We start from the raw sequence: 23,406 nt of genomic DNA, 5'->3' as shown, positions 1-23,406 counted from the left end.
AGCCCGCGCTGCCCCCCCCGCGCCCCCCCCGGGGGCGGGAATGACATTAAAGGCTTTTTAAAGCCATGTAACAAAGCACAGTAAATATATTAATGGCAACCGCAACTTTATTTAGGTTTATTTCTTTCTGCCAAATCTTCGAGTTTTATATTATGCATTAAGATAATACTCACAATACTTTTTAACAGGGCAAATATCGCAATCGGGTTTTCTAGCTTTACATATATATCTGCCGTGTAATATTAGCCAGTGATGGGCATGCATTAGCCATTTCTTATTAAGAATTTGCAGCAACTCTTTTTCTACTACTTCAGGAGTGCTGCCTTGAGCAAGCCCGATCCTTTTAGCTACTCTAAAAACATGTGTATCAACTGCCATTGTCGGCATACCAAATAAGCAATTTAGTACAACATTAGCAGTTTTCCTGCCGACACCGGGCAGTTTAACTAGCTCTTTAAAGCTATTCGGTACTGAATTATCATACTCATTTATCAAAATTTTACATAATGCGATAATATTCTTTCCTTTGATGTTAAATAATCCAATAGATTTTATATATTTTTTAAGTCCTTCTTCACCGAGTTCTAAAATTTTTTCCGGTGTATCATAAATTTTAAATAAAGATTTAGTTGCTAAATTTACCGATATATCGGTTGCTTGAGCAGATAATATTACTGCCACTAATAAGGTAAAATTATTCTTATATATTAATTCAGTTTTTGGATTTGGATTATTCTTGCTTAAAATCTCAAAAATTTTATTAACTATTTGTACTTGCATATTTTGCTATAGAAAGTGTATTTTAGGTTCTGTAATGTAAGTATTTCTAAAAAGATTTTATTTTAGTTATTTTTTGCTACAAAATTATAAGATTTTTTTTGAATATAGGTATATTTTGCTGTATAAATCTTATGAATTTTTGCTAAAAAATATCTTAAAATAGTAAATAAACACGTGCAACAGAAAACCTAGAAGATAAATTATTGAGTCTTAAAATGCTAGAAAATAAAAATTTTGAATTTATAAAAAGTGAAGTAAAAAATAATAAAGTAGTGTTGTTCATGAAAGGTACTAAGGAAACGCCAATGTGCGGCTTTTCTGCTAAAGTAGTTGCTATTTTGAATAAATTAGATGTAGAATTTCGTGATATTAATGTGCTTGCTGATCCGGAATTGCGTGAAGATTTAAAGAAGTTTAGTGATTGGCCGACATTTCCGCAGTTATATATTAACGGGGAATTAGTTGGTGGGTGTGATATTGTAACGGAGCTACACAATAATGGTGCGCTTGAGAAGATATTGAAGAGGTAATGGTGTTACTGTCATCCCGTGACTTGACCACCGGCAAATATTTATTAACTAGATTTCTCGATTAAGTCGCGATATGACAATTTTGTGAAAAAACATGAGCAAATATTTAGAATACCCTGAAGTAACAAGTACCCAGCAGCCGCCAAAAAAGCTAGTAGTATTACTGCATGGTGTTGGTTCGGACGGCCATGATTTAATAGGGTTAGTCCCTTACATTAAAAATGATTTACCTGATTGTCATTTTATTTCACCACATGGAATCCAGCCTTACGACATGGCACCATATGGTAGGCAATGGTTTAGCCTACAAGATCGCAGTCCGTATATTATAGCTAGATTGATTGCAAGTAATATTAAACTTCTTGAGGATATAATAAAACAAAAGCAAGAGGAGCTAAATCTAACCAACAAAGATACTATCATTATCGGTTTTTCCCAAGGTACAATGATTGGTTTATATTTAACTCTGATTCAGCAAGAGCCGTTTTTCTGTACTATAGGTTTTTCAGGGGCATTAATTCCACCAACTGAAGTTAATAATAAACTTACTCCTATATGCTTGATTCATGGGGAGCTTGACGATGTGGTTAGTGTTAGTGAAATGTATAATGCTGCAAACTATTTATCTAAGTTGCACATAGATCATAGTGGACATAAATTAACTTCTCTTGCTCATTCAATAGACGGGCGGGGTCTTGAAATCGCACTGAATTTTATAAATAAATGCTGCGTTGTTACATGACTCCTATGTCATTCCTGCGAAAGCAGAAATTCAGTTAAACCTATATTAAACAACTTGTTTTTTCAGGTTTATTTTGTCAATTAATATACAATTTTTGTACCGGTATTAAGATTATTTTTTCTGGATTCCTGCCTATGTGGGAATGATATAGGAGTTACGGTAATGAAATTAGTAGTAGTCTGCAACAAAATCAAAAACACATGAGGATAAATGAATATTTTTAATAATAATTTACATGAAACGGATAAAGACATTGATGAAATAATAAAGCATGAAAAGATACGTCAAAGTAGCGTAATCGAGCTTATTGCATCAGAGAATTTCATAAGTCCTGCGGTTCTTGAAGCTCAAGGGTCAATTCTAACTAATAAATATGCAGAAGGGTATCCGAGTAAGCGTTTCTATAACGGTTGTGAGGAAGTCGATAAAGCTGAAAACTTAGCTATAGAGCGAGCAAAGAAATTATTTAATTGCAAATATGCAAATGTGCAACCTCATTCAGGCTCACAAGCAAACCAAGCTGTGTATCTTGCTTTGTTACAGCCTGGAGATACAATTCTTGGTATGTCCTTAGATAGTGGCGGACATCTAACGCACGGTGCAGCCCCTAATATATCCGGTAAATGGTTTAATGCCGTTTCTTATAGCTTAAATAAAGAGACTTATTTAATTGATTATAATGAAATTGAGAGGTTAGCTGATTTACATAAGCCAAAATTACTTATAGCAGGTTTTTCTGCTTATCCTCGTAATATTGATTTTGCAAAATTTAGAGAAATTGCGGATAAAGTTGGAGCGTATTTCATGGCAGATATTGCTCATATTGCAGGACTCGTTGCCACAGGTGAGCATCAAAGCCCGCTTGCCTTTGCACATATTGTTACCTCTACTACTCATAAAACATTGCGAGGTCCAAGAGGCGGTTTAATTTTATCTAATGATGAAGAGATTGGAAAAAAGATAAATTCTGCATTATTTCCGGGATTGCAGGGTGGACCGTTAATGCATGTCATTGCTGCAAAAGCCGTAGCTTTCCAAGAAGCATTACAGCCTAAATATAAAAGTTATATTCAGCAAGTTATAAGTAACGCTGAAGCTTTAGCAAGGATCTTACAAGAAAGAGGATATGATATATTAACAGGTGGTACCGACAATCATATTGTTTTAGTGGATTTGCGTAAAGACGGAATCACAGGTAAACTTGCTGCTAATTCTTTAGATAGAGCAGGTATTACATGCAATAAAAATACTATTCCGTTTGATAAAACTTCGCCTTTTATTACTTCAGGCATTAGGCTCGGTACTCCCGCATGCACTACTAGAGGGTTTAAAGAAAAGGATTTTGTATTAGTTGCTCATATGATAGCAGATATTTTAGATGGATGCAAAAATAATGAAGATAATAGTAAGGCTGAGCAGAAAGTATTAACTGAAGTGACACAATTAATTAAATTATTTCCTTTCTATGGCTAATTTAAATAAACGACCTGATTGGATCAAAGTAAAAGCTCCTAATTCTGTAGAGTACTATAATACAAAAGATTTAATAAAAAATCTGAGATTAAATACAGTGTGCGAGGAAGCAGCTTGCCCTAATATCGGTGAATGCTGGTCAAAAAAACATGCAACCATGATGATTTTAGGTTCGGTTTGTACTAGAGCTTGCAGGTTTTGTAATGTCAAAACAGGTAGACCTGATTTGCTTGATCCACATGAACCTCAAAGACTTGCTGAAGCAGTGCAGAAATTAAATCTGAAGCATGTAGTAATTACTTCGGTTGATCGTGATGATCTTGAGGATGGTGGAGCTTTACACTTTGCGGAGTGTATTAATGAAATTAGAAAATCATCACCAAATACTACTGTTGAGATTCTAACTCCTGATTTTTTAAGAAAAGAAGGAGCAGCTGAAATAATAGCTCATTCAAAGCCTGATGTTTTTAACCATAATGTTGAAACAGTCCCATCTTTATACAAAACGATTAGACCAGGAGCTAGATATTATAACTCTTTAAGCTTACTTCATAGTATCAAAAAATTATCTTCTGAAATTTTTACAAAATCTGGTATGATGGTAGGACTTGGTGAAAAAATAAGCGAAGTAATACAAGTTATGGATGATTTAAGAGAAGCAAAGGTCGATTTTCTAACTATCGGGCAGTATCTGCAACCTACCAAAGATCATGCAGAGGTCGCAAAATATGTTACTCCTGAAGAGTTTAAATACCTAGAGCGAGTAGCAAGAACAAAAGGATTTTTAATGGTTTCTGCAAGTCCGTTAACCCGTTCTTCATATCATGCTGACGAAGATTTTCAAAAATTAAAACAAAATTACCGGCAATCACTGGTATCTTGAGATATGTGTATGATTATAAAGGCAATTGATGTCATGCCCGTGAAAGCGGAAATCCAGGAAAAACATATAAAAACAAATTTTTATATGTTTATTTTGTCAAATATGTACCTATATTAAGGTTATTTTTACGAATTCACGCTTGCGCTGGAATGACAAAGAGTCGTACAACAATGCTTAAAACATAAGAAAATGATAAATGTAGAAATTATAAGAAATTACGACAAATGGCGTGAGCATAAACAAATAAATAAAGCATTAATTAAAAAAGTAACTCAAAATGTTTTATTGCGATTTGATAATTTTAGTAAAATAAAACAATTTGAATTATCAATTTTACTCACAAATACTGCAGAAATATTGACCTTAAACAAACAATTTCGTAATATAGACAAAGCTACTAACGTGCTTTCTTTTCCAAGCAACAAATTAAATTGGCAAGATTTATGTTTTAGTAATGTTAGTCCTAAACTTGAATTGTTAATTGGCTATGATTATATGCATTTAGGTGATATAGCATTTTGTTATGAGGTAATATATAATGAGTCATATGAGCAACAAAAAACTTCTGAAAATCATTTTATTCATCTTTTAATACATAGTATTTTACATTTAATTGGATTCGATCATCAAAATGATACAGAAGCAAATATTATGGAAAATCTAGAAATTGAAATATTATCATATTTTGGTATTGCTTCCCCTTATTAACTAAATAAAAAAATTTATGTTCAAATCTTCAAAAAAAGAAGATTCTAGTAAAAAAAATCACAATAATAAGTTAATTTTTGCTATACGAAAATTATTCTCTCCAATCAAAAATTTTTTTAGACAAACAAAAACACCCGATAATTTTTTTGGTGTCATAAAACGCCTTAAAATTAATAATCAAAAAATGACTTTAGATGAGTGTAATATTTTTGCTAATTTACTGAAGATAAAAGATAAGACTATTGCAGATATAATGGTACCCCGTTCTGATATTGCGGCAATAAAATTAACTACAAATCTAGAAGAATTAAGTGAGTCTATTAAGTTAAAAGTTCTTCATGCACGAACTCTTATATATGACGGTACTTTGGATAATGTAGTAGGATTCATACATATTAAGGATTTATTTAAAGCATTTGCTACAAAGCAAAATGGGTGTTTAAAAAAGCTTATACGTAAGCATATAATTGCAGCTCCTTCTATGAAATTATTAGATTTGCTAACAAAAATGCGTCGTGAGAGAACGCATATCGCAATAGTTGTTGATGAGTACGGTGGTACTGACGGTTTAGTTACTATTGAAGACCTTATAGAAGAAATAGTAGGCCGAATTGATGATGAACATGATCAGCAATTAGATAGTGATAATTTAAAGGTTATTAATAACTCAACAATTATTTTAAATGCACGTGTTGAAGTGGAAGTGCTTGAAGAAATAATAGGAGAAAAACTAAAAAATGATGATGAGTTTGATACGATAGGTGGATTAGTTCTAACTAGAGTTGGTAGCGTTCCTGCTATCGGTACTAGAATAAATATTTCAGAAAATATTGAAATTGAAGTTACGGACGCAACTCCTCGTTCTTTAAAACAAGTCAAAATTAGACTAAAAAATGCTTTGAATAGTGGTTAAATTTAATTTTAAATTCATGCAAAATATGTTATTATTATATTGTGCTTAGATATTTATTCCAATATATAACAGACTTCTGCTACTTTAATTGCAGTCAATGTTTCCATTATTCCTGCAGCGCATGCAATAGCAAATTTCAAAGGTGTATCAAGCGTACTACTACATCAATTCCAACAGCACATGCTTCCTACTACTGCAAGCTCACCATACATTATAATTATTGTTTACTATATCATTTACGATGAGTAAATAATGATTATCTGATTATTCAAAATAATTATAAACCATTAGATATTGAGTTAGAACGTTCCATTATTATAGCAAAATTTATGAAAAATTCTATGTGTTATACCGTGGCTTGACCACAGTATCTAGAAAATAACTTAAAATGTTAATAATTTTAGTATTTCTACTGGACCACGTGATCAAGTCACAGGGTGAGAATAATTTATTTTATGCTATTTTTTGATATTCAAAATATATTTTCCTTACTGCATAAATCCACGCTAAGCATACAAAAGTAAACACTACCATTAAAATTGGTGAGATTGAAGTAAAAGTAGCGGTTGGAACTAAAGTAAAAATAATAGATTGTACAAGACCGCTAGAGGATTTGCCGACTTTCGCACTTATCACGTCAACAGCAGCTTTGCCTTTAGTTTTCAGTTCTTCATCAAGTGGGATATATAACATTTCTCTTGAAGTATCCCATATAGAATATTTAGTACCTTTAGCTAAAATATTTTGAATACCGCCAATCGAAACTGCAAGAGCAAGAGGTGACATTAAAATTGCTCCGTCAAATAATGATAAAATTTGTTGATCAAATACTATAAGTATAAAGAACAAAACGCCGGTCACCATTATTATAACTGGTGAAATTACTGCCGCTACAAACCAATTATGCATACGCATTACATTATTACCGATGATGGTCATAACCATTATTGCAACACCTGTCCAAAGTATATACAGACTGTTAAATTCAGCGTAAGTATTTACGGTTGGATATAACTCCTTAATTTTTGCTTTCCATACGGCTTCAACTAAGTTAATAGCGAACCCAAAAGTTGCAGAACAAATTAAAAGAAGCCATAAATATTTTGATTTTGCAATATATTTAAAGCTTTTAATTAATCCCATACGTTCTGAAGTTGATCTGCCGCTTTTTGCTTTAGCGTAAAATAATGGGTTAGTAAAAACATTTTTACTAATAAACATGACTAGTAAACAACAAATAATAGCAACAATTGCCACAATTATTGTGGATACTTGAACTAAAGTGATTTTACTATCCGAAATACTCATAAACTTCTTAATAATAGTATCTTCTGATGATAGATTCATCATTAAAAAGCCAACTAATATTAAAGAAGAGTTGCCAAATAACGAAAAAAGAGTATAGAATCTTTTTGCTTCTTCGGTAGTAGTAAGTTCATTAGCAAACTGCCAAAATAATAATACATAAAAAATATTAGGCCACAGCTCGGCAAGGCTATAGTATACTATATAACCCCAATGACCTACTAGTGATATATACCACTTAAAATGAGGATAACTCTTCATCCAATCAGCTAAATTATCGGGATGTACATGAAAAATATGGATATTAGGATAAATAACGAAAGCAAATAAAACAAAAAAGCTGATAAAAAATGTACTTAAATAATAAAAGATCTTTTCAAAAGTAAGGTGATTAATTGTTTTAGCATAAATAATCACGAATAAAACAGCAGCAGGTGTAACACAGTACACTTTGGCAAAACCTGCTATTTCTGCACTAATCTCAGAGATTAAAATACTATCTTTTAAGATTCGTAAAACATTTTGATTAAATAAAATACAAAACATTAAGGTACTCATTGGAATAAACTTTCCAAGTTCGTAACTATGCACAGGCCAAAATGCCGCTCTAAATTTGCTTTTAAACGATCGTGATGAGGTACTTAGCATTATAAATCCCTAAGGACAAAAAAAAAACTTAAGCACTTCAAGATTTTATGATGAAAAGATATTTCCCCTAAAACTTTAGAGCCTATATACTGTTATTACATTCTAAAGGTGCTGAGCTTATACAATATAATTAGCCTTTTGTCAAGGATTTAATATAAGATTAAGATACTCTCAATTCTAATAAACTACAGGAATATTTTGACCTCTATCATAATACAACAACATATAAGCTTGGTAATAAATAATTTAGAATCTGGTAATATAGTAATGCAAACTGAGTATTTAGGGTGTTGTATTATTTATTTAACCAATGTCATACCGTGGCTTGATCACAGTATCTAGTAAAATATTAAAAAAGACTCGATCCCGTGATCAAGTCGCGGGATGACAAATTAATTTACCAATATGCATAATGAAACATTCCTAAAATTCATATTCAAATTTTATTTTTTCTTTTATTTTCTGATTATTTTCATACTAAATAAATTTTTCTCTATAACTTACGATAAGGAGCAAGAATTAGTATTTAGAATAGAAAATTGGCTTATGTCAGGATATATCTAAGGGTGGTTTATAACATTTTACCTTTGCAAAAATTATTAAAAAATTCTAAGCTGATAGAAGTAAAAGGCGGACATATTAGTTATTTGATAAACAATAATAAGTTATTTAAGGAATATATACCATGACAAAACCTGTTTATATAACCCATGCAAAAGGGACAGCTTTTGGTTCGTTTATGGGTAGCCTTAGTACTATTTTAGCGCCTATGCTTGGCTGCTCATTTAATAAAATATATGATATAAAACAGCAAAATCGACCCTGCTTTAGTAAATGAAGTAATACTTGGACCAGTAATAACAGGTGGTAGTGGCACAGAATCCGGCAAGCCAAACTCTGATTCATGCAAGGAATACCGAAAGAAGTGCGGGGCTCTATGCGATTAATAAAGTATGTGGCTCAGGTTTTAAAAGTGTAGTACTTACTGCAAACTCAATTATGATAGGCTATAATAAAATCGTTATGCAGGAGAATGTCACTGTATGGCAGCTATATTAGAGCAGAAGTTAACTTCGGTGATACTAAAATGGTTGATTTAATGTTAGGACGGGTTAACAGATGTATTTTTAGGAGTATTGATGGGGATTACTAACGAAAATATCTCGAAGTAGTTTAATATTAGCAGACAAGAGTAGGACGAATTTGCTTTAAGTTCTTATAAGAAAGCAGTGAAAGCTAGGGCAGGAGGAATATTTAAAGATGAAATTCTACCTATTGAAGTAATGATGAAGAAAACTGCTAGTTTGTTTGATCATGATGAAACGGTAAGACCTGATACCAGCCTTGAAATTCTAAGTAAAAATTACACCCTGCTTTTGATAAAAACGGTGTAGTGACAGTTAGTAATGCTTCTTTAATCAATGACGGTACAGTATGCTATAGTAGTTTTCCAAAAAAGCTTTGAAAAAGCATAATTTAACGCAGCTCGCTTGTATTGTCTCTTATGCTTCATCCGGGGGGTGAAATATTATGGGTGTTGTCCCTGTTCCTGCATCGAAAAAAGCTTTAAGTAAAGTAGGCTGGAGCGTCGATGATTTAGAAGTGATCGAGGTTAATGAGGCATTTGCTGCCCAAAGTATTTATGTAAATCGTTAGATAAAATGGGATATGAATAAAGAATATTAATGGGGAGCAATAGCAATCGGGCATCCGAATCGGGGCAAGCGGCAGAGGCGTGTACTTATTACTCTAATACACAACTTGCGAAGAAGCCAAAGCCAAAAAAGACTTAGTTACTTTGTGTATCGGTGGGCGGTATGGCTATGTGTGTTGCAGCGGTTTAACTATAATTTAAATATAAATTAATAAACAAAAAAGTTGTTTACTTAATTCTAGTCTCATACTTAGATATTTCTATTTATTCAAGCAACTAAACTACATCATATATTTATAAATGCTAATCGTTGTAATTTTTGGGATAGTTTAAGTTTATTTTCTGAAATAATGCATGGAAAATTTTGTAATATAGAACCTGAAGCCGTGTGACAAAAACTTTTTTATTTATGGTATCGGTTGTCTCAATAACTTTTTTCATTCATTTGATAATATGTTAAAACATTTTAGCCATAATAATCTTGCTCAGCTTATTGTTGATGAAGCAGGACAAACTACCTCCACAATATGCAGTAAGTTATTTACAAATCAAAAAATGTTATAGTATTTGGTGTGTAGGTTCAAGCATTGATAGGTAAGCTTTGTCAAAAGCTTAAAGTATATTATTCAGCCTGGGTGTCTTCTGAAGTTTCAGTACAACACTTAGCAGATCGTAATTCTTTGTATCAGAAAGATACGGTAATATTACCTTAGGTTTTCTTTTATTGGTGCATATAAGATGTCAAAACCCAATGTTTGAAATATGTAATAAGATTGCTTTTGATAATAAAATGATTTTTACAGAAATCTGATTCTTATTAAAATTCCTTTTTGAACAAGATAATTCTACTCAATGATTAAATCAAATCTACATAATATAACCATGTATAAAAATTATAGTTCTTATATGAAATTTAGGTTAAAGTAAAAAGTATACAAACTTAGTCTGGAAAATAAAGTTAGTAATTTTTCTAATAGTAATATCGGTACTATATCATGCTTTTTAAGATAAAGAGGCAGACACGGTTATTATGGTGCAACATCCTCAAGATTTGTGGCCAAAAAATGTTATGACCGATAAAGCCAAATGTCTTAAACGTTGGTATTAGTAGAGCTATAACCTTTATATTATCGGTAATCTTGAGATTTGGCTAAAGCATAAATATATGCAAGAAATTTATAATATGCTTGGTGATCAGGTTTAATTTATGCTAAAATACTGTCTAAAATAAAAAGCAGTTATTTTAGTGTCAAAATTTTCATTTAATATTCATCAGATGCATAAAAAAGCTAGAAGCGGTGTTATCACAACTGCACACGGTGAAATTCGTACCCCTGCTTTTATGCCGGTCGGTACACGAGGCACTATTAAAGCCATGCTGTCTGAATCGGTAGCTGAAACAGGTGCCGATATACTTCTTGGCAATACTTACCATTTAATGCTGCAACCTAGTAGTGAGCGTATAGCACGCCTTGGCGGTTTGCATAAATTTATGAACTGGCATAAACCTATATTAACCGATTCCGGTGGTTTTCAGGTAATGTCGTTATCAAAATTATGCAAGATAACCGAAGAGGGAGTAAGTTTTAGCTCCCATATTAACGGTGATAAATATATGCTAACGCCTGAACGTTCTACCGAAATACAATATTTACTTGGTAGCACGATCACTATGGCTTTTGATGAATGTACGGCTTATCCTGCAACTTTTGAAGAGGCTAAAACTTCTGTACAATTAACGACTAGATGGGCAGATAGATCACGAAAGGCTTTTGTTAAGAGGGAGGGTTACGCACAATTCGGCATTATTCAAGGTAGTGTTTACCAAGAATTACGTGAGCAATCGGCTAAAGACTTAGTAAAGCTTGATTTTGAAGGTTATGCTATAGGCGGGCTTGCAGTAGGCGAAGGGCAAGAACTTATGTTTAAAGTGCTTGATTATACTCCTAATTTTCTACCTCAAAATAAGCCGTGTTATTTAATGGGAGTAGGTAAACCTGCAGATATTATTGGTGCTGTTAGTAGAGGTATTGACATGTTCGACTGCGTAATCCCGACTCGTTCAGGTCGTAACGGTCAGGCTTTTACCAAATACGGTACGGTCAATATCCGCAATAGCAAATATGCTGATGATGACGAGCCACTTGAGTATGATTGCCTATGTCCTGCTTGTAAAAACTATAGTAAAGCTTATCTGCATTACTTAGTGAAAATCGGTGAAATACTTGGCTCTATGCTAATGACATGGCATAATTTAACATATTTTCAAAATCTCATGAGCCGTATTAGAACATATATTAAAGCCGGCCAGGATTTTGATTTTATAACTTAGTTAATATTTAGAAGAATTAAGCACTTAATATTATACAGTAACCAAAATCAGACTTGTGTTTTTATTTTCATATACTACGAATAGTATTATAAGTTTTTTCAAGTAAAAAATTATGGAAAGCTTTTCTTTGCAGAACCTTGAGATTATTAACAATGAGGCAGATGTTAAGGATATAATTGTTGAACCGTTATTGAAATTTCTTGATTATCCTCAGGATTCTATAAAAAGGAAAGATAGTATTCAAAAACTTGTTATAACGAAAGGTAGTAAAAAAGAGCGTTATAGACCCGATTATATCATATTTCATGAAGATAAACCAGTTATCGTAATAGAAGCTAAAACTCCTAATGCAATTCTTGAGGATTTTATATATCAAGTATCAGGGTATGCATTACAACTAAATCAAAGTTTTAAAAAAATTAACCCTTGTCAAATAAAGGTTTTAACAAATGGGAAATATATCAAAATCTTTGGCTGGGACGAGGTTACTCCAATTTATGACACAGCGATAGGCAAAATAGATTATGCTCATTTAAAATCAATATTAGGACCACAAAAAGTTTTCAGTTTATTTACAGAATTAGAGCAAAAATTAAAAAATCCTCTTTATAATAAGTTAGGGTTTATAAAACCTACAAAAGGTGAAATTTCAAAAGTATTTTTTGAAATTAATAATTATATCTGGAAAAAAGAAGGGATGAAGCCGACAGATGCTTTTTGGGAATTTGTCAAGTTATTCAGCTTAAAAATGGATAATGATAAATATATTAATAAAAAATTAATGAATAACCAAGAAATATCAATGGACGATATATTTTTTTCTACTAATTATATAGATAAAAATTTAAGTTTATTTCCTAAGCAAGACCCTATAAAAAAAATATTCAATAATTTTAGAGAAGAACTTGAAATATTGATTATCAAAGAAGGTAAAAAAAGAATTTTCACTAAAGGAGAAGAATTAAATTTAAGTTTAGATACTATAAAATATGTGGTAAAGCGATTAGAAAAATTTGATTTAAATGATATAGACGAAGATTTAAATGGAAGAATATTTGAAGTTTTTTTAAGAGCAGCAGTAAGAGGCCGAGAACTTGGACAATATTTTACTCCAAGGGACGTTATAAAATTTATGGTAAAACTTGCTGGACCGAATGAGAATACAAAAATACTAGATGCTTGTTGCGGTAGTGGGGGATTTTTAATAGAGTCTTTTGCTTACATAATGAACAATATACCTAAAAACTTATCCAAATCTAAACACGAAGAAATAGTAAAAAATATAAAGGAAAATCTTATTTTTGGAGTAGATAAAGAAGAAAAAGTTGTGCGACTTGCAAGAATTAATATGTATGTTCACAAAGATAGCAGTAGTAAAATATTTAGGCTACAAGATGCTTTAGATAAAAATTTAACTATAGATCCTACCTTACCAGATGAAGAACAACAACAATATAAAGATGCAAAAGAAGTTTTAATTAATGGGGCTTTTCAAATAGTGCTAACGAATCCTCCTTTTTCAAGTAATTATAAAATGAAAGATAAAGATACTAATAAGAGCGATACACGAATTCTAAAAAATTATACGGTAGTCGGGAAAAAAAATAGTATTAATTCTAACATTCTATTTATCGAAAGATATTATGATTTACTAGAACTCGGAGGAAAATTAATTACCGTTATAGATGATTCGCTATTAAACGCTAAAAATCAAGCATCATTTAGAGAATGGATTTTAGATAGATTTCATATAAAAGCTGTTATTTCTTTACCATTTAATGCTTTTGTCAATGCTTCTACTACTATAAAAACAAGTATTATATATCTTGAGAAGAAAGAATATAAGTCAATTAGTAAAAACAAAATATTTATGGCAATATGTAATAATGTAGGTCATGATGATTCTGGCAACGATACTCCTGAGAGAAATAATTTAAATATAGTTTATAGTAAGTGGTTAGATTTCAACAAAGACTTTTCTCTACCTGATATTATAATTGAAAACCAGAATAAAAGCGAATTACTAACATGTTCTTTACAAATTTTTAGTATAGATTATAGTAAAATGTCTTCTAAAAGATTTGATGCCTTTTTCTATAGTCCTGAATTGCAAAATATATATAAAAAGATTAATTCGTTAGATAAAAACAAATTTATTATAAAAACCAGTAAAGAATTTACTTTACAAAAATCAGTCAATGCAAAATATGTACAAAATAATTTTAATACCATATTTAACTATATTGAAGTTGGAAGTTGTAATAAAAAAGGTGATATAGTAAGTAGTCAATCCAATAATTTAGGAAATTTACCTACCAGAGCAAGAATCACGGTTAAAGCATTTGATATTATAACTCCTAAGCTTATCGGTTGTTTATATTCAACATGTATAATAAATAATGATATTAATAACTCCCTTGTCTCTACAGGTTTTTTTGTTTTTACTAATTTATCAGAAAGAAATTCTTACTTACTTTGGTCAAGCTTAAGGAGCGAATTAGTGCAGAAACAGTTTTATTATTTATCTTCTACAGCAGTTCAGCCGGAATTATCTAAAGAATTTTTAGAAAAATATGTTAAAATTCCAATTCCGATAAATGAGTATGCTGACGCAATTTATGAAGATGTTAAATTATGTACTAAATTACGGCACGATCTTGATCATAAATTAAATGCAATAAGTAATAATTTGAAGTTTGATACAAACTTGAGTTTTAAATAAAAGTATGCAATTTTTAATGCAAAATATTTATTTAATATCTGAAAAGGAAGCAAAAAAATTATTAAAAGAACTGGCTGATAAAATAGAACGCTATAATCATGCTTATTATATAGAAAATAATCATTTAGTTTCAGATGCTGAGTATGATCAGCTATTTAATACCAATCTCAAGTTAGAACAAAAATTTCCTCATTTAATTTTAGAAAATAGTCCTAGCAAAAAAGTAGGGGCTAAAATAGCAAATAAATTTGCTAAGGTTACACATCAAGCACCAATGCTATCTCTTAGTAATGTCTTTGATGAGCAAGATGTTAAAGATTTTGTAGATCGTATAAAAAATTTCTTACGTCTTAATGAGTTTGCTCCTATCTTTTGTGAACCTAAAATAGACGGCTTGTCTTTTTCTGCTATTTATAAAAATGGGCTGCTTACAATAGGAGCTACAAGAGGGGATGGATATATAGGTGAGGATATGACAGCAAATATTAAAACAATCAAAAATTTCCCTCATAAAATTAATAATGCTCCAGAGTTTTTAGAAGTACGCGGAGAAATTTATATTGAAAAACAAGATTTTTTTAACCTAAATAAAGAACAAGAAGAGCAGGGTAGAGATAAATTTGCAAATCCGCGTAATGCTGCTGCTGGATCACTTCGTCAGTTAGATTCTTCAGTTACTGCAAAAAGACCACTAAAATATTTTGTCTATTCAGGAGGAGCAACTGAACAAAATATCGCTTCTTCTCAAAATGAATTACTTAAAAAATTAAAAGAATTCGGCTTTAGAGTTAATGAAATATCTAAACTTGCAGATTCCGAAGAAGAAATTTTTGCTTTTTACGAATATCTAAAAACAAATAGAGAAAATTTATCTTATGAAATTGACGGTGTAGTATATAAGCTCAATGATTTTGCACTGCAAAATAGAATGGGATTTATAGCTCGTGCTCCAAGATTTGCTACTGCTCATAAATTTCCTGCTATAGTAGGACAAACGAAGCTGCTTTCTATTACGGTGCAAGTGGGCAGAACCGGCACGTTAACTCCGGTGGCCGAGCTTGAACCCATAGAAATAGGTGGGGTAACTGTTAGCAGAGCAACACTGCATAATTTCCAAGAAATTATACGAAAAGACGTGCGGATCAGGGATTATGTATTCCTGCAACGTGCCGGTGACGTTATTCCTCAAATCATTGGAGTTGATATAGGAAAGCGTTCCACTGATGCAACAACATTTAATACTCCTTTATTTTGCCCTTCGTGCAATTCTAAGTTACATTATATTCCTGAAGATATTATTATACGCTGTGATAACGTTCTTAACTGTCCCGCTCAGAATTATGAGCGTATACGCCATTTCGTATCGAAAAATGCTATGGATATTGAAGGGTTGGGGCGTAAGCAAGTTGAGTTTTTAATAGATAAGGGATTAATTAGCAATCCTTTAGATATATTCTTATTAAAAGAAAAAAATGAAGCTAGCTTAACAAAGCTTGAAAATATGGATGGGTGGGGTAGAAAATCAGTAGAAAATCTTTTTAAAAATATCGAAGAATCAAGAAATGTCAGTTTGCCAAGGTTTATATATGCATTAGGCATAAGGCATATCGGTGAACAAAACGCTAAATTGCTTGCTAGAGAATTTGAAAGCTATAATAACTTTATAAGTCAAATAGAATTACTGAGTAAAAACGATTCTAATATCTATCAAAAACTAAATAATCTAGAAGGAATCGGCGATAAGATTCTAGTAGATATTATTAATTTTTTTGATGTTAAAGAAAATATTGAGCTTATCAAAAAACTTGGTGAAGTATTAAATATTGAAGATTATAAAGAGACTAAAGAACACAGTAGTTTAACAGGTAAAATAGTTGTATTTACTGGTAGCTTACCTACTACATCTAGAGTAGAAGCTAAAGCAATGGCTGAAAAGCTTGGAGCTAAAGTTGCAGTTAGTGTATCCTCTAATACGGATTTAGTCATAGCCGGTGTTGATGCAGGTAGTAAGCTTAAAAAAGCTAAAGAGCTGGGAATTAAAATTATTGATGAAGAGGAATGGCTTACCATAGTAAACAATGTTTAAAACAATTCATAAAGAAATAGAAAATTAGGTAGTAATTTATTAGGACGAAAATGGGGAAGTTAATGTTGAGGTTAAGATAGTAGAAGCAACAGTTTGGCTATCTTTAAATTAAATAGCAGCACTATTTGTACGAGATAAATCAGTAATTTCAAGATATTTAAAGAAGGAGCATTGGAAGAAAAAGCAGCTATTGCATTTTTTGCAAAAGTTCAAATAGTAAGGAGATCATAGGGTTGAGATACAAGTAGAATATTATAATTTAGATGTAATATTGTAGGGTATAGACTAAATTCTAAGAGAGTTATAGCTTTCAGAAAGTGGGCTAATAACTAACTTACTTAGAGAATATCTTATTAATAGGTTTATAGTATTAATCAAGATAAAATCACTCACAAGAAATTAAATAATCTACAACAAACAGTAGAATTTCTAACAAATTCTTTAAGAAATTAAAATTTGGTGCATAGTATAGGACAAGCATTAATTAACCTTATAAAGTATTACTCTAAAACATGGACGATACTCCTTTTGAAAGAAAAAGTAAAATAATGAGTAATACAGATGAAAGAGGGCTTTCATACAAAATAATTTATTTTTTTGTTTTATACAGAAGGAATTAATGATTAGTTTTATGGTTAGTAAAGTGCAATTAGTACAAGTTGCAATTAAGAATTATTTAAGTGAATTAAAAAAAGATAAAGAAGATGCAGAAATTACTTTAGAAAGAAGAAATAATAATATCGTCATATTGATCATGTAGGTAATTTTGCCAATATAGTGTGCAACATTTAGTGCTTATTGTAAGCTTAGAGCAATTTAAAGAAAAACATTTCTAAACTTCTATGATGTTAAGTTTAGAAGCTTCTTGTCAAGCTCTAGTAAGCGATACAGGGCATTAATGAATTACTGTAAGCTACCGATCATGTTCCTGAACTTTTAAAGGTTTTTTAATATAGTAAACCTAGCTGGGGAAATTATTATCCTGGCTCACCTTGTATAATTAAACAATTATTAAGACCAAATGAGTGCTTAATTGTTTACAAGCTTCAACCAGGGTGATTTTAAAACACTACTACCGAATAATATGCATAATATAGATGCTTATAATGCCTATAAAAGCTTTTATACCGTTTAAAGAAAATAGAGGATTTTTTCTTGATCCACCTTTTGAGGTCAAAAATGAGTTTCAAAAATTGCGCGAAGCTCTTAAAAAAATTAAGTTACGATCTCTTAATAATACAGTCTTAATGTGGTATACTATAAAGCGTTTACCTTTAGTCCATGATTTTTACCACAATTACAAAAATATTGTATTTAAAGAAAACATAATTATTGAATATGACCTTTTATATAGTGATAAAAATATGGTAAAGTTTGAATGTTCTTTCGGAAATATATCTTTTTACTGTTTATAGTTTTTCTTGTTCAAGGTTGTAGCAGTATTAAAGTATCTAGTGATACTACTTTACTTTCTACCACCTTATCTCAATTAAAGCAAAAATATAAAATCAGTCATGCGGATTTAGTAGTACAATATGATTTGGCAAATAAAAATAGCAAATGTATATATGCAAAAAACTTAGGTCTAATAATTAATAACCCTAAACAAAATAAGATGTTTTTACAAAAATTGCATAATAAAAATCTGGCAGAATTTAATAAAGCAGTTGCAATAAAAATAGCCGATATCAAGGCACTTATAACAAAACTAAATTCAAAATATCAGTTTCTCTCTAAACCGGTAGCTAGTTATTTTGCACAAAAACAAACTCATGGGTCTAATATTTCAGAACTAACCAAGCTTGACAAAATAATTGCTACAATACCGCTTCTGTTACCAGAATACGAACCAAAGATTACCAGTCATTACGGAACTAGGAAAAGTCCTCATAAAAAGAAAAGAAAAAAGAAATGTTTCCATAGTGGTATTGATTTACAAGCTAAAAAAGCAGCCCCGATATATGCAGCGGCAAGCGGGGTCGTTATAAAAGTTGCTAGAGCATCTGATTACGGGAATTTTGTCGAGATTAAACATGGACATAAATTTATTACGAAATATGCTCATTTAAAGGAAATACAAATTAAAGAAGGAAACAAAATTAAGCGTGGTCAATTGATCGGTATACAAGGACGAACTGGTAATGCAACGGGCGAACATTTGCATTTTGAAATTCTACTAGACAATAAAGCAATCAATCCGTTTGACTTTATTTTTAACTGCCGTAAATGTTGAAAATAGGCTTATTATGTGGGAAGAACACTCTAATGTCATACCACCATGGCCTCTACACGGTATCCATGAATTCAACTTATTATACTAATAATTTTAGTATTATTAATTGGATCTAGCTTACAATTTGTAGGATTGCAATAGGAAAAGCTAAAACACACAATAAAACCAATATTATATTAATATGATCAAACTTTTATATCCCAAATTTTGGCAGAAGCAAAATATTATAGCTTATTTGCTTTTGCCGGTAAGTCTGATATATCAATTTTTAGGTTATTTGCGAGCTAGCCTAGCTCAACCTATTATGTTGCCTGCTAAAGTTATTTGTGTCGGTAATTGTAGTGTAGGAGGTACTGGTAAGACACAAATAGTAATATATCTAGCCAAATTACTAAAAGCTAGAAATGTAAGTTTTGTAATAGTAACTAAGGGTTATGGTAGCAAGCTTAAAAACGCAGCTATTGTAAATGCAAGACATACTGTTCTAGAGGTAGGAGATGAGGGGGTAATACTTGTAAAATATGGACTAGTTATTGCTACTAAAAATATCAAAGAGGCTTTGCCGTTAATTAACGAGCTTAAACCTGATGTAATAATAGTTGATGATTTTCTACAAAATCCTCATTTTCATAAAGATTTTACTATAGTTTCAGTAGATAGCCAAAGACTTTTCGGTAACGGATTTTTGATTCCGGCAGGTCCTTTAAGACAGTATCCAAATAAAGCTCTTGATGCGGCTGATTTGGTTTTTTTAGTCAGTAGCACCAATGATAAAATGTTAAATATTTTAACTCCTTATGTAAATAAGTTAATAAATGCTCAAATAGTTCCATTAAATAATATAGACAAAACTAAAAATTATTTTGCTTTTAGCGGCATCGGTAATCCTGAGCGTTTCTTTTCAACTTTAAAGAATTATGGACTGAATATAGTCGGTTATAAAATTTTCCCTGATCATTATAATTATTTACAAGCAGATTTAGAAAATTTATATTCGTTAGCTAAAGAGCATAACAACGCTACCTTAATTACTACAAGAAAAGATTATGTTAAATTTCATGATTTAAATAATAATATTGTCTGTTTAGATGTAGAATTATCTATAAATAACCCTAATTTATTAAATGAAAAAATTTTTAAAAAAGCTCAGATATTTAATTGAGTATTTTATCATTGTGATATTCCTTAAAGTAATAGGAATGCTTGGTATGGATAAAGCAGCCGATATTTGTAGTTTTATAGCGAGAAAAATCGGTATATTATTTGCCGTTAATAAAATTGCTAGAAGCAATATTAAAGCAGTATTCGGTGATATGTGTGATGTTGAAAAAATCATAGATCAAACTTGGGGTAATTTCGGTAGATTTATCGGTGAATTTGCATATGTCAACAAGATGAATGAAGTCGAGTTAAAGCGTAGGATCGAAATAATCGGCATAGAAAATATTAAAAAACTTGAAGGGCAACCCTTTTTATTATTTAGTGGTCACTTTGCGAATTGGGATATCGCTCTTAAGCGTCTTTATAAATCTTATCCAAAATTTGCCGTAATTTATCGTAAAGCAAATAACCCGTATGTTAACAAGTTGGTTAATGAAAGTCGCGCCAGTGACAAATTAAGGCTTATACCGAAAGGTCCTGAAGGTAGTAGAGCTTTATTTAGGGCTATCAAGGAGGGTGAATCTATTGTTATGCTTGTTGACCAAAAAATGAACAATGGAATTGAGGTACCTTTTTTAGGATATCCTGCTATGACGGCTAACGCTATCGCTAAAATTGCATTGCAGTATAAATATCCGATTATACCTTGCCAAATCATTAGAACGAAAGGTAGTTATTTTAAATTAATACTTCACTCACAATTAATGTTTGAACAAAGCGGTGATAATAAAGTCGATTGCTATAATATTATGCTTAATATTAACCAAATACTAGGAGAATGGGTTAAACAAAATCCTTCTCAATGGTTCTGGTTTCACAATAGATGGAAGAAGTATACTCGATGAACTTTAAAAATTGGCTAAGTCGTTCTACAAGATCTGCAGTACTCACCAAGTATATGCTGCGTTCCTCACCTTGTGAACTCTTTGCTCTTTTAAAAGTTGATCTTCGTATATAATACTTTTCATTTATTCAGAGTATATGACAAACAATAAACTAACAACAAAATATTATTTTGCTAGTGAGGTGATTAAGCATTTACATATCTTTTAAAGAGAGCATCTTATGACAATAAGACAAACAGTCAAACCAGTAATTATCGGTATATCTGGTCCTGAATTAACCGATGCAGAAAGAGAATTATTTGAAGAACATAATCCTTTAGGTGTAATTTTATTTCGTCGTAATATTAAAAAGCATGATAACGGTGAGCAGGATAAAGAAGCACTAAAAACCCTTATTGACGCTATAAAAGGAGTATTAGGGAAAAATACTATCATCTCTATAGATCAAGAAGGGGGGAGAGTCAAAAGGCTTATTACACCAACTTTTTATGATGCTCCGGCTGCTCAAACTTTTGTTGATGTGCAGAGGTGCAAACAAAATTATAGTAATATTGCCAAAGAGTTAAGAGAAGTAGGGATTAATTTAGACTTTGCACCGGTAGTGGATTTGATCCACGAAGGAGCACACAATATAGTCGGGGATAGAAGTTTTGGCTCAGAGCCGGAAGTAGTGGTGCCTTTATGTTTAGCTGCTGTAGACGGATTACAAGAAGAAAAAGTCCAAGCTTGCATTAAACATATTCCAGGGCATGGTAGAGCTAAAGTAGATAGCCATATAGGGTTACCTATTATTGATAATAGCTTAAAAGAATTAGAAAACACAGATTTTAAAGTATTTAAGGAGCTAGCGAAGCACAATAATATTAAGCTTGCTATGACGGCACATATAATTTATCAATCTCTTGATTCAAGCAATCCTGCAACCATATCAAAAAAAGTTATTGATTATATTAAAAGTAATATTGGTTTTAAAGGACTTATTATTTCTGATTCAATAGATATGAAAGCTTTAAACGGTAATATGAAAGATATTACCAAAGGAGTTTTAGATGCAGGCGTAGATATAGTGCTTGAATGTACCGGAGAATTGGACAAAATGTCTGAAGTTCTCATTAGTGTTTCTGAGGTATCTATGAATAAATTTTCCAACTTATTTATTGTTTAACTTTATGTCATGCCTGCGAAAGTCGAAATAACCTTAATATTAGTACAAAATATATTTGCTAAAATGAACATATAAAAAATAAGTTTTTTATATGTTGCGCTAGATTCCTACTTTTGCATGAATGACATAATCAATGTTTCAACAGAGGGTTAAGTGACGGTATGATATGTAAAATTGCTATTAAGCAGCTATTCAATTAATCTAAGTTAAAATTAATTAAACAATTATATTGAAAAATCTTATTTTTACTATTAATCTTTTTTAATTTTTAGTTAAAGAATTAATTTTATCAATTACTTGAATAGTATTATGAACAGTCGTGTGGATTTAAGTTCTAACAAGCTATAGGTAATTTTTACTAAAAATAGAGATATATAGAATTTTAGGTAGCAAGAGGGGATTTGATTTATAATATTATTAATCTGCTTAAAGAAGATTTAAATAAAGCAGAGATAGAAAATGAGATATATATGCGTCTTAAAGCCCCTTATTCTATTTTAAAAAAGATGAAAAGGAAAGAAGTGCCAATTGATGCATTGAAAGACTTAATTGCATATAGGATTATAGTTAAATCTCAAAGTCTATGCTACAATGCTTTAGACATAGTTAAGAATTGTCCGCATTTAACTTGGATATATACCAAAGATTATATCAATAGACCAAAAAGCAACGGCTATCAGTCTCTTCATAATATAATGCAGTTTTTATACTCTAAACGTAATTTTGAAATACAAATAAGAAGCGAGGAGATGCATAAAGATGCTGAGCTTGGTAGAGCCGCTCATTTAAATTATAAAGAAGCACAAGACCGTCATTTGAAAAAAGTTTTTGACGTTACTAACGACACGATATTTTCTAAAGCATGTCAAATGGTGAAGCAATTTGAAGGATTAGAAGAGCAAATTGTAGAATATGAAAAGGAAATTATGCATATTTGGCATACCAAATACGATGAAATGCTAAAATGGAAAAATACGGCTGAAATGCTAATATTTAATAAAGAGTAGGAATCCCGTAGCCTTGACCACGGGATCCAGTCCTTGGTGCCATTCCCGCGAAAGCAGGAATCCAGTAAAACATTTAAGTTATGCTTCCTGGATAACTTGATCGCGTGATTATTATTCTAGATTCTGTGGTCGTAGCCACGGCATGACTTAGTTGTGATAAAAATATAACATTTATTAAAACTTTATAAAAAAACTACTGTATGGCTTGTAATTATATAT

General features: G+C 31.2%; 18 protein-coding genes and 2 pseudogenes. 18 read left to right on the top strand and 2 right to left on the bottom strand.

What is annotated here, in order from left to right; translation table 11 throughout:
* Nucleotides 1–150: 150 nt before the first annotated feature.
* Nucleotides 151–780, bottom strand: a complete 630-nt coding sequence (nth, locus tag A1E_RS04285) for an endonuclease III (protein ID WP_012149074.1) — start codon at nucleotides 778–780, stop codon at nucleotides 151–153.
* 215 nt (nucleotides 781–995) lie between these two features.
* On the opposite strand from nth, the gene grxD reads away from it, so the two are divergent.
* The 6 genes from grxD (at nucleotide 996) to tlyC (ending at nucleotide 6,029) form a co-directional block, all read left to right on the top strand.
* Entirely contained in the window at nucleotides 996–1,310 is a 315-nt protein-coding gene (gene grxD / locus A1E_RS04280) for a Grx4 family monothiol glutaredoxin (protein ID WP_012149073.1), read from the top strand.
* Nucleotides 1,311–1,404: 94 nt separating this feature from the next.
* Nucleotides 1,405–2,052, top strand: coding sequence for an alpha/beta hydrolase family protein (locus tag A1E_RS04275; protein ID WP_012149072.1), 648 nt, complete (start codon nucleotides 1,405–1,407; stop codon nucleotides 2,050–2,052).
* 210 nt (nucleotides 2,053–2,262) lie between these two features.
* Nucleotides 2,263–3,525 (top strand): serine hydroxymethyltransferase, encoded by a 1,263-nt coding sequence (gene glyA / locus A1E_RS04270; RefSeq protein ID WP_012149071.1) that lies wholly within the window; start codon nucleotides 2,263–2,265, stop codon nucleotides 3,523–3,525.
* A complete protein-coding gene (lipA, locus tag A1E_RS04265; protein WP_012149070.1) occupies nucleotides 3,518–4,408 on the top strand; it encodes a lipoyl synthase in 891 nt (296 codons plus the stop codon). Before glyA ends, lipA begins: the two co-directional genes overlap by 8 nt.
* 189 nt (nucleotides 4,409–4,597) lie before the next feature.
* Nucleotides 4,598–5,116 (top strand): rRNA maturation RNase YbeY, encoded by a 519-nt coding sequence (gene ybeY / locus A1E_RS04260; RefSeq protein ID WP_012149069.1) that lies wholly within the window; start codon nucleotides 4,598–4,600, stop codon nucleotides 5,114–5,116.
* Between the two features lie 16 nt (nucleotides 5,117–5,132).
* On the top strand, nucleotides 5,133–6,029 hold the full coding sequence (gene tlyC / locus A1E_RS04255; RefSeq protein ID WP_012149068.1) for a hemolysin C: 897 nt from the start codon (nucleotides 5,133–5,135) through the stop codon (nucleotides 6,027–6,029).
* 453 nt (nucleotides 6,030–6,482) lie between these two features.
* Here the strand turns inward: tlyC and tlc5 are convergent, their stop codons facing one another.
* Nucleotides 6,483–7,982 carry a GTP/GDP exchange transporter Tlc5 gene (gene tlc5, locus A1E_RS04250; protein ID WP_012149067.1) on the bottom strand — a complete coding sequence of 500 codons (1,500 nt, stop codon included), beginning with the start codon at nucleotides 7,980–7,982 and terminating at the stop codon, nucleotides 6,483–6,485.
* A 578-nt stretch (nucleotides 7,983–8,560) separates the two neighbouring features.
* On the opposite strand from tlc5, the pseudogene A1E_RS07530 reads away from it, so the two are divergent.
* The 12 genes and pseudogenes from A1E_RS07530 to A1E_RS04195 all read left to right on the top strand — a co-directional run.
* Nucleotides 8,561–8,671: pseudogene (locus tag A1E_RS07530) on the top strand (poly-beta-hydroxybutyrate polymerase); the annotation flags it as partial.
* Nucleotides 8,668–9,837, top strand: a pseudogene (locus A1E_RS04240) (acetyl-CoA C-acyltransferase). The pseudogenes A1E_RS07530 and A1E_RS04240, both read left to right, overlap by 4 nt.
* Nucleotides 9,838–10,882: 1,045 nt before the next feature.
* The gene (gene tgt, locus A1E_RS04235) at nucleotides 10,883–11,968 is read left to right on the top strand and encodes a tRNA guanosine(34) transglycosylase Tgt (RefSeq protein WP_012149065.1); all 1,086 of its coding nucleotides are present in this window, start codon (nucleotides 10,883–10,885) and stop codon (nucleotides 11,966–11,968) included.
* A gap of 112 nt (nucleotides 11,969–12,080) precedes the next feature.
* Nucleotides 12,081–14,690, top strand: a complete 2,610-nt coding sequence (locus A1E_RS04230; protein ID WP_012149064.1) for a restriction endonuclease subunit M — start codon at nucleotides 12,081–12,083, stop codon at nucleotides 14,688–14,690.
* Between the two features lie 16 nt (nucleotides 14,691–14,706).
* Nucleotides 14,707–16,776, top strand: coding sequence for an NAD-dependent DNA ligase LigA (gene ligA, locus A1E_RS04225; RefSeq protein ID WP_012149063.1), 2,070 nt, complete (start codon nucleotides 14,707–14,709; stop codon nucleotides 16,774–16,776).
* 619 nt (nucleotides 16,777–17,395) lie between these two features.
* On the top strand, nucleotides 17,396–17,536 hold the full coding sequence (locus A1E_RS06640) for a hypothetical protein (RefSeq protein ID WP_012149062.1): 141 nt from the start codon (nucleotides 17,396–17,398) through the stop codon (nucleotides 17,534–17,536).
* A 346-nt stretch (nucleotides 17,537–17,882) separates the two neighbouring features.
* Nucleotides 17,883–18,191, top strand: coding sequence for a 23S rRNA (adenine(2030)-N(6))-methyltransferase RlmJ (gene rlmJ, locus A1E_RS07525; RefSeq protein WP_196792440.1), 309 nt, complete (start codon nucleotides 17,883–17,885; stop codon nucleotides 18,189–18,191).
* A complete protein-coding gene (locus A1E_RS04215) occupies nucleotides 18,155–19,009 on the top strand; it encodes a M23 family metallopeptidase (protein ID WP_012149060.1) in 855 nt (284 codons plus the stop codon). The genes rlmJ and A1E_RS04215 overlap by 37 nt, the downstream gene beginning before the upstream one ends.
* A 181-nt stretch (nucleotides 19,010–19,190) precedes the next feature.
* Nucleotides 19,191–20,171: a tetraacyldisaccharide 4'-kinase gene (lpxK, locus tag A1E_RS04210; protein ID WP_012149059.1), complete on the top strand. Its 981-nt coding sequence runs from the start codon at nucleotides 19,191–19,193 to the stop codon at nucleotides 20,169–20,171.
* Nucleotides 20,134–21,015 carry a lipid A biosynthesis lauroyl acyltransferase gene (locus A1E_RS04205; RefSeq protein ID WP_012149058.1) on the top strand — a complete coding sequence of 294 codons (882 nt, stop codon included), beginning with the start codon at nucleotides 20,134–20,136 and terminating at the stop codon, nucleotides 21,013–21,015. Before lpxK ends, A1E_RS04205 begins: the two co-directional genes overlap by 38 nt.
* 220 nt (nucleotides 21,016–21,235) lie before the next feature.
* Nucleotides 21,236–22,180, top strand: a complete 945-nt coding sequence (gene nagZ, locus A1E_RS04200) for a beta-N-acetylhexosaminidase (protein ID WP_012149057.1) — start codon at nucleotides 21,236–21,238, stop codon at nucleotides 22,178–22,180.
* A 401-nt stretch (nucleotides 22,181–22,581) separates the two neighbouring features.
* Nucleotides 22,582–23,187 (top strand): bifunctional (p)ppGpp synthetase/guanosine-3',5'-bis(diphosphate) 3'-pyrophosphohydrolase, encoded by a 606-nt coding sequence (locus A1E_RS04195; RefSeq protein WP_012149056.1) that lies wholly within the window; start codon nucleotides 22,582–22,584, stop codon nucleotides 23,185–23,187.
* Nucleotides 23,188–23,406 lie beyond the last annotated feature (219 nt).

Origin of the sequence: Rickettsia canadensis str. McKiel (genome assembly GCF_000014345.1) — a bacterium.
Classification (GTDB): domain Bacteria; phylum Pseudomonadota; class Alphaproteobacteria; order Rickettsiales; family Rickettsiaceae; genus Rickettsia; species Rickettsia canadensis.
This window is presented reverse-complemented; position numbering and strand designations above follow the sequence as displayed.

Coding starts and splice junctions, on each gene's coding strand:
- nagZ (WP_012149057.1), top strand. CDS start 21,236: ATGACAATAAGACAAACAGTCAAACCAGTAATTATCGGTATATCTGGT.
- tlyC (WP_012149068.1), top strand. CDS start 5,133: ATGTTCAAATCTTCAAAAAAAGAAGATTCTAGTAAAAAAAATCACAAT.
- tlc5 (WP_012149067.1), bottom strand. CDS start 7,982: ATGCTAAGTACCTCATCACGATCGTTTAAAAGCAAATTTAGAGCGGCA.
- grxD (WP_012149073.1), top strand. CDS start 996: ATGCTAGAAAATAAAAATTTTGAATTTATAAAAAGTGAAGTAAAAAAT.
- rlmJ (WP_196792440.1), top strand. CDS start 17,883: ATGCCTATAAAAGCTTTTATACCGTTTAAAGAAAATAGAGGATTTTTT.
- ligA (WP_012149063.1), top strand. CDS start 14,707: ATGCAAAATATTTATTTAATATCTGAAAAGGAAGCAAAAAAATTATTA.
- lpxK (WP_012149059.1), top strand. CDS start 19,191: ATGATCAAACTTTTATATCCCAAATTTTGGCAGAAGCAAAATATTATA.
- glyA (WP_012149071.1), top strand. CDS start 2,263: ATGAATATTTTTAATAATAATTTACATGAAACGGATAAAGACATTGAT.
- A1E_RS04275 (WP_012149072.1), top strand. CDS start 1,405: ATGAGCAAATATTTAGAATACCCTGAAGTAACAAGTACCCAGCAGCCG.
- nth (WP_012149074.1), bottom strand. CDS start 780: ATGCAAGTACAAATAGTTAATAAAATTTTTGAGATTTTAAGCAAGAAT.
- A1E_RS06640 (WP_012149062.1), top strand. CDS start 17,396: ATGATTAGTTTTATGGTTAGTAAAGTGCAATTAGTACAAGTTGCAATT.
- lipA (WP_012149070.1), top strand. CDS start 3,518: ATGGCTAATTTAAATAAACGACCTGATTGGATCAAAGTAAAAGCTCCT.
- ybeY (WP_012149069.1), top strand. CDS start 4,598: ATGATAAATGTAGAAATTATAAGAAATTACGACAAATGGCGTGAGCAT.
- A1E_RS04205 (WP_012149058.1), top strand. CDS start 20,134: ATGAAAAAATTTTTAAAAAAGCTCAGATATTTAATTGAGTATTTTATC.
- A1E_RS04230 (WP_012149064.1), top strand. CDS start 12,081: ATGGAAAGCTTTTCTTTGCAGAACCTTGAGATTATTAACAATGAGGCA.
- A1E_RS04215 (WP_012149060.1), top strand. CDS start 18,155: ATGTTCTTTCGGAAATATATCTTTTTACTGTTTATAGTTTTTCTTGTT.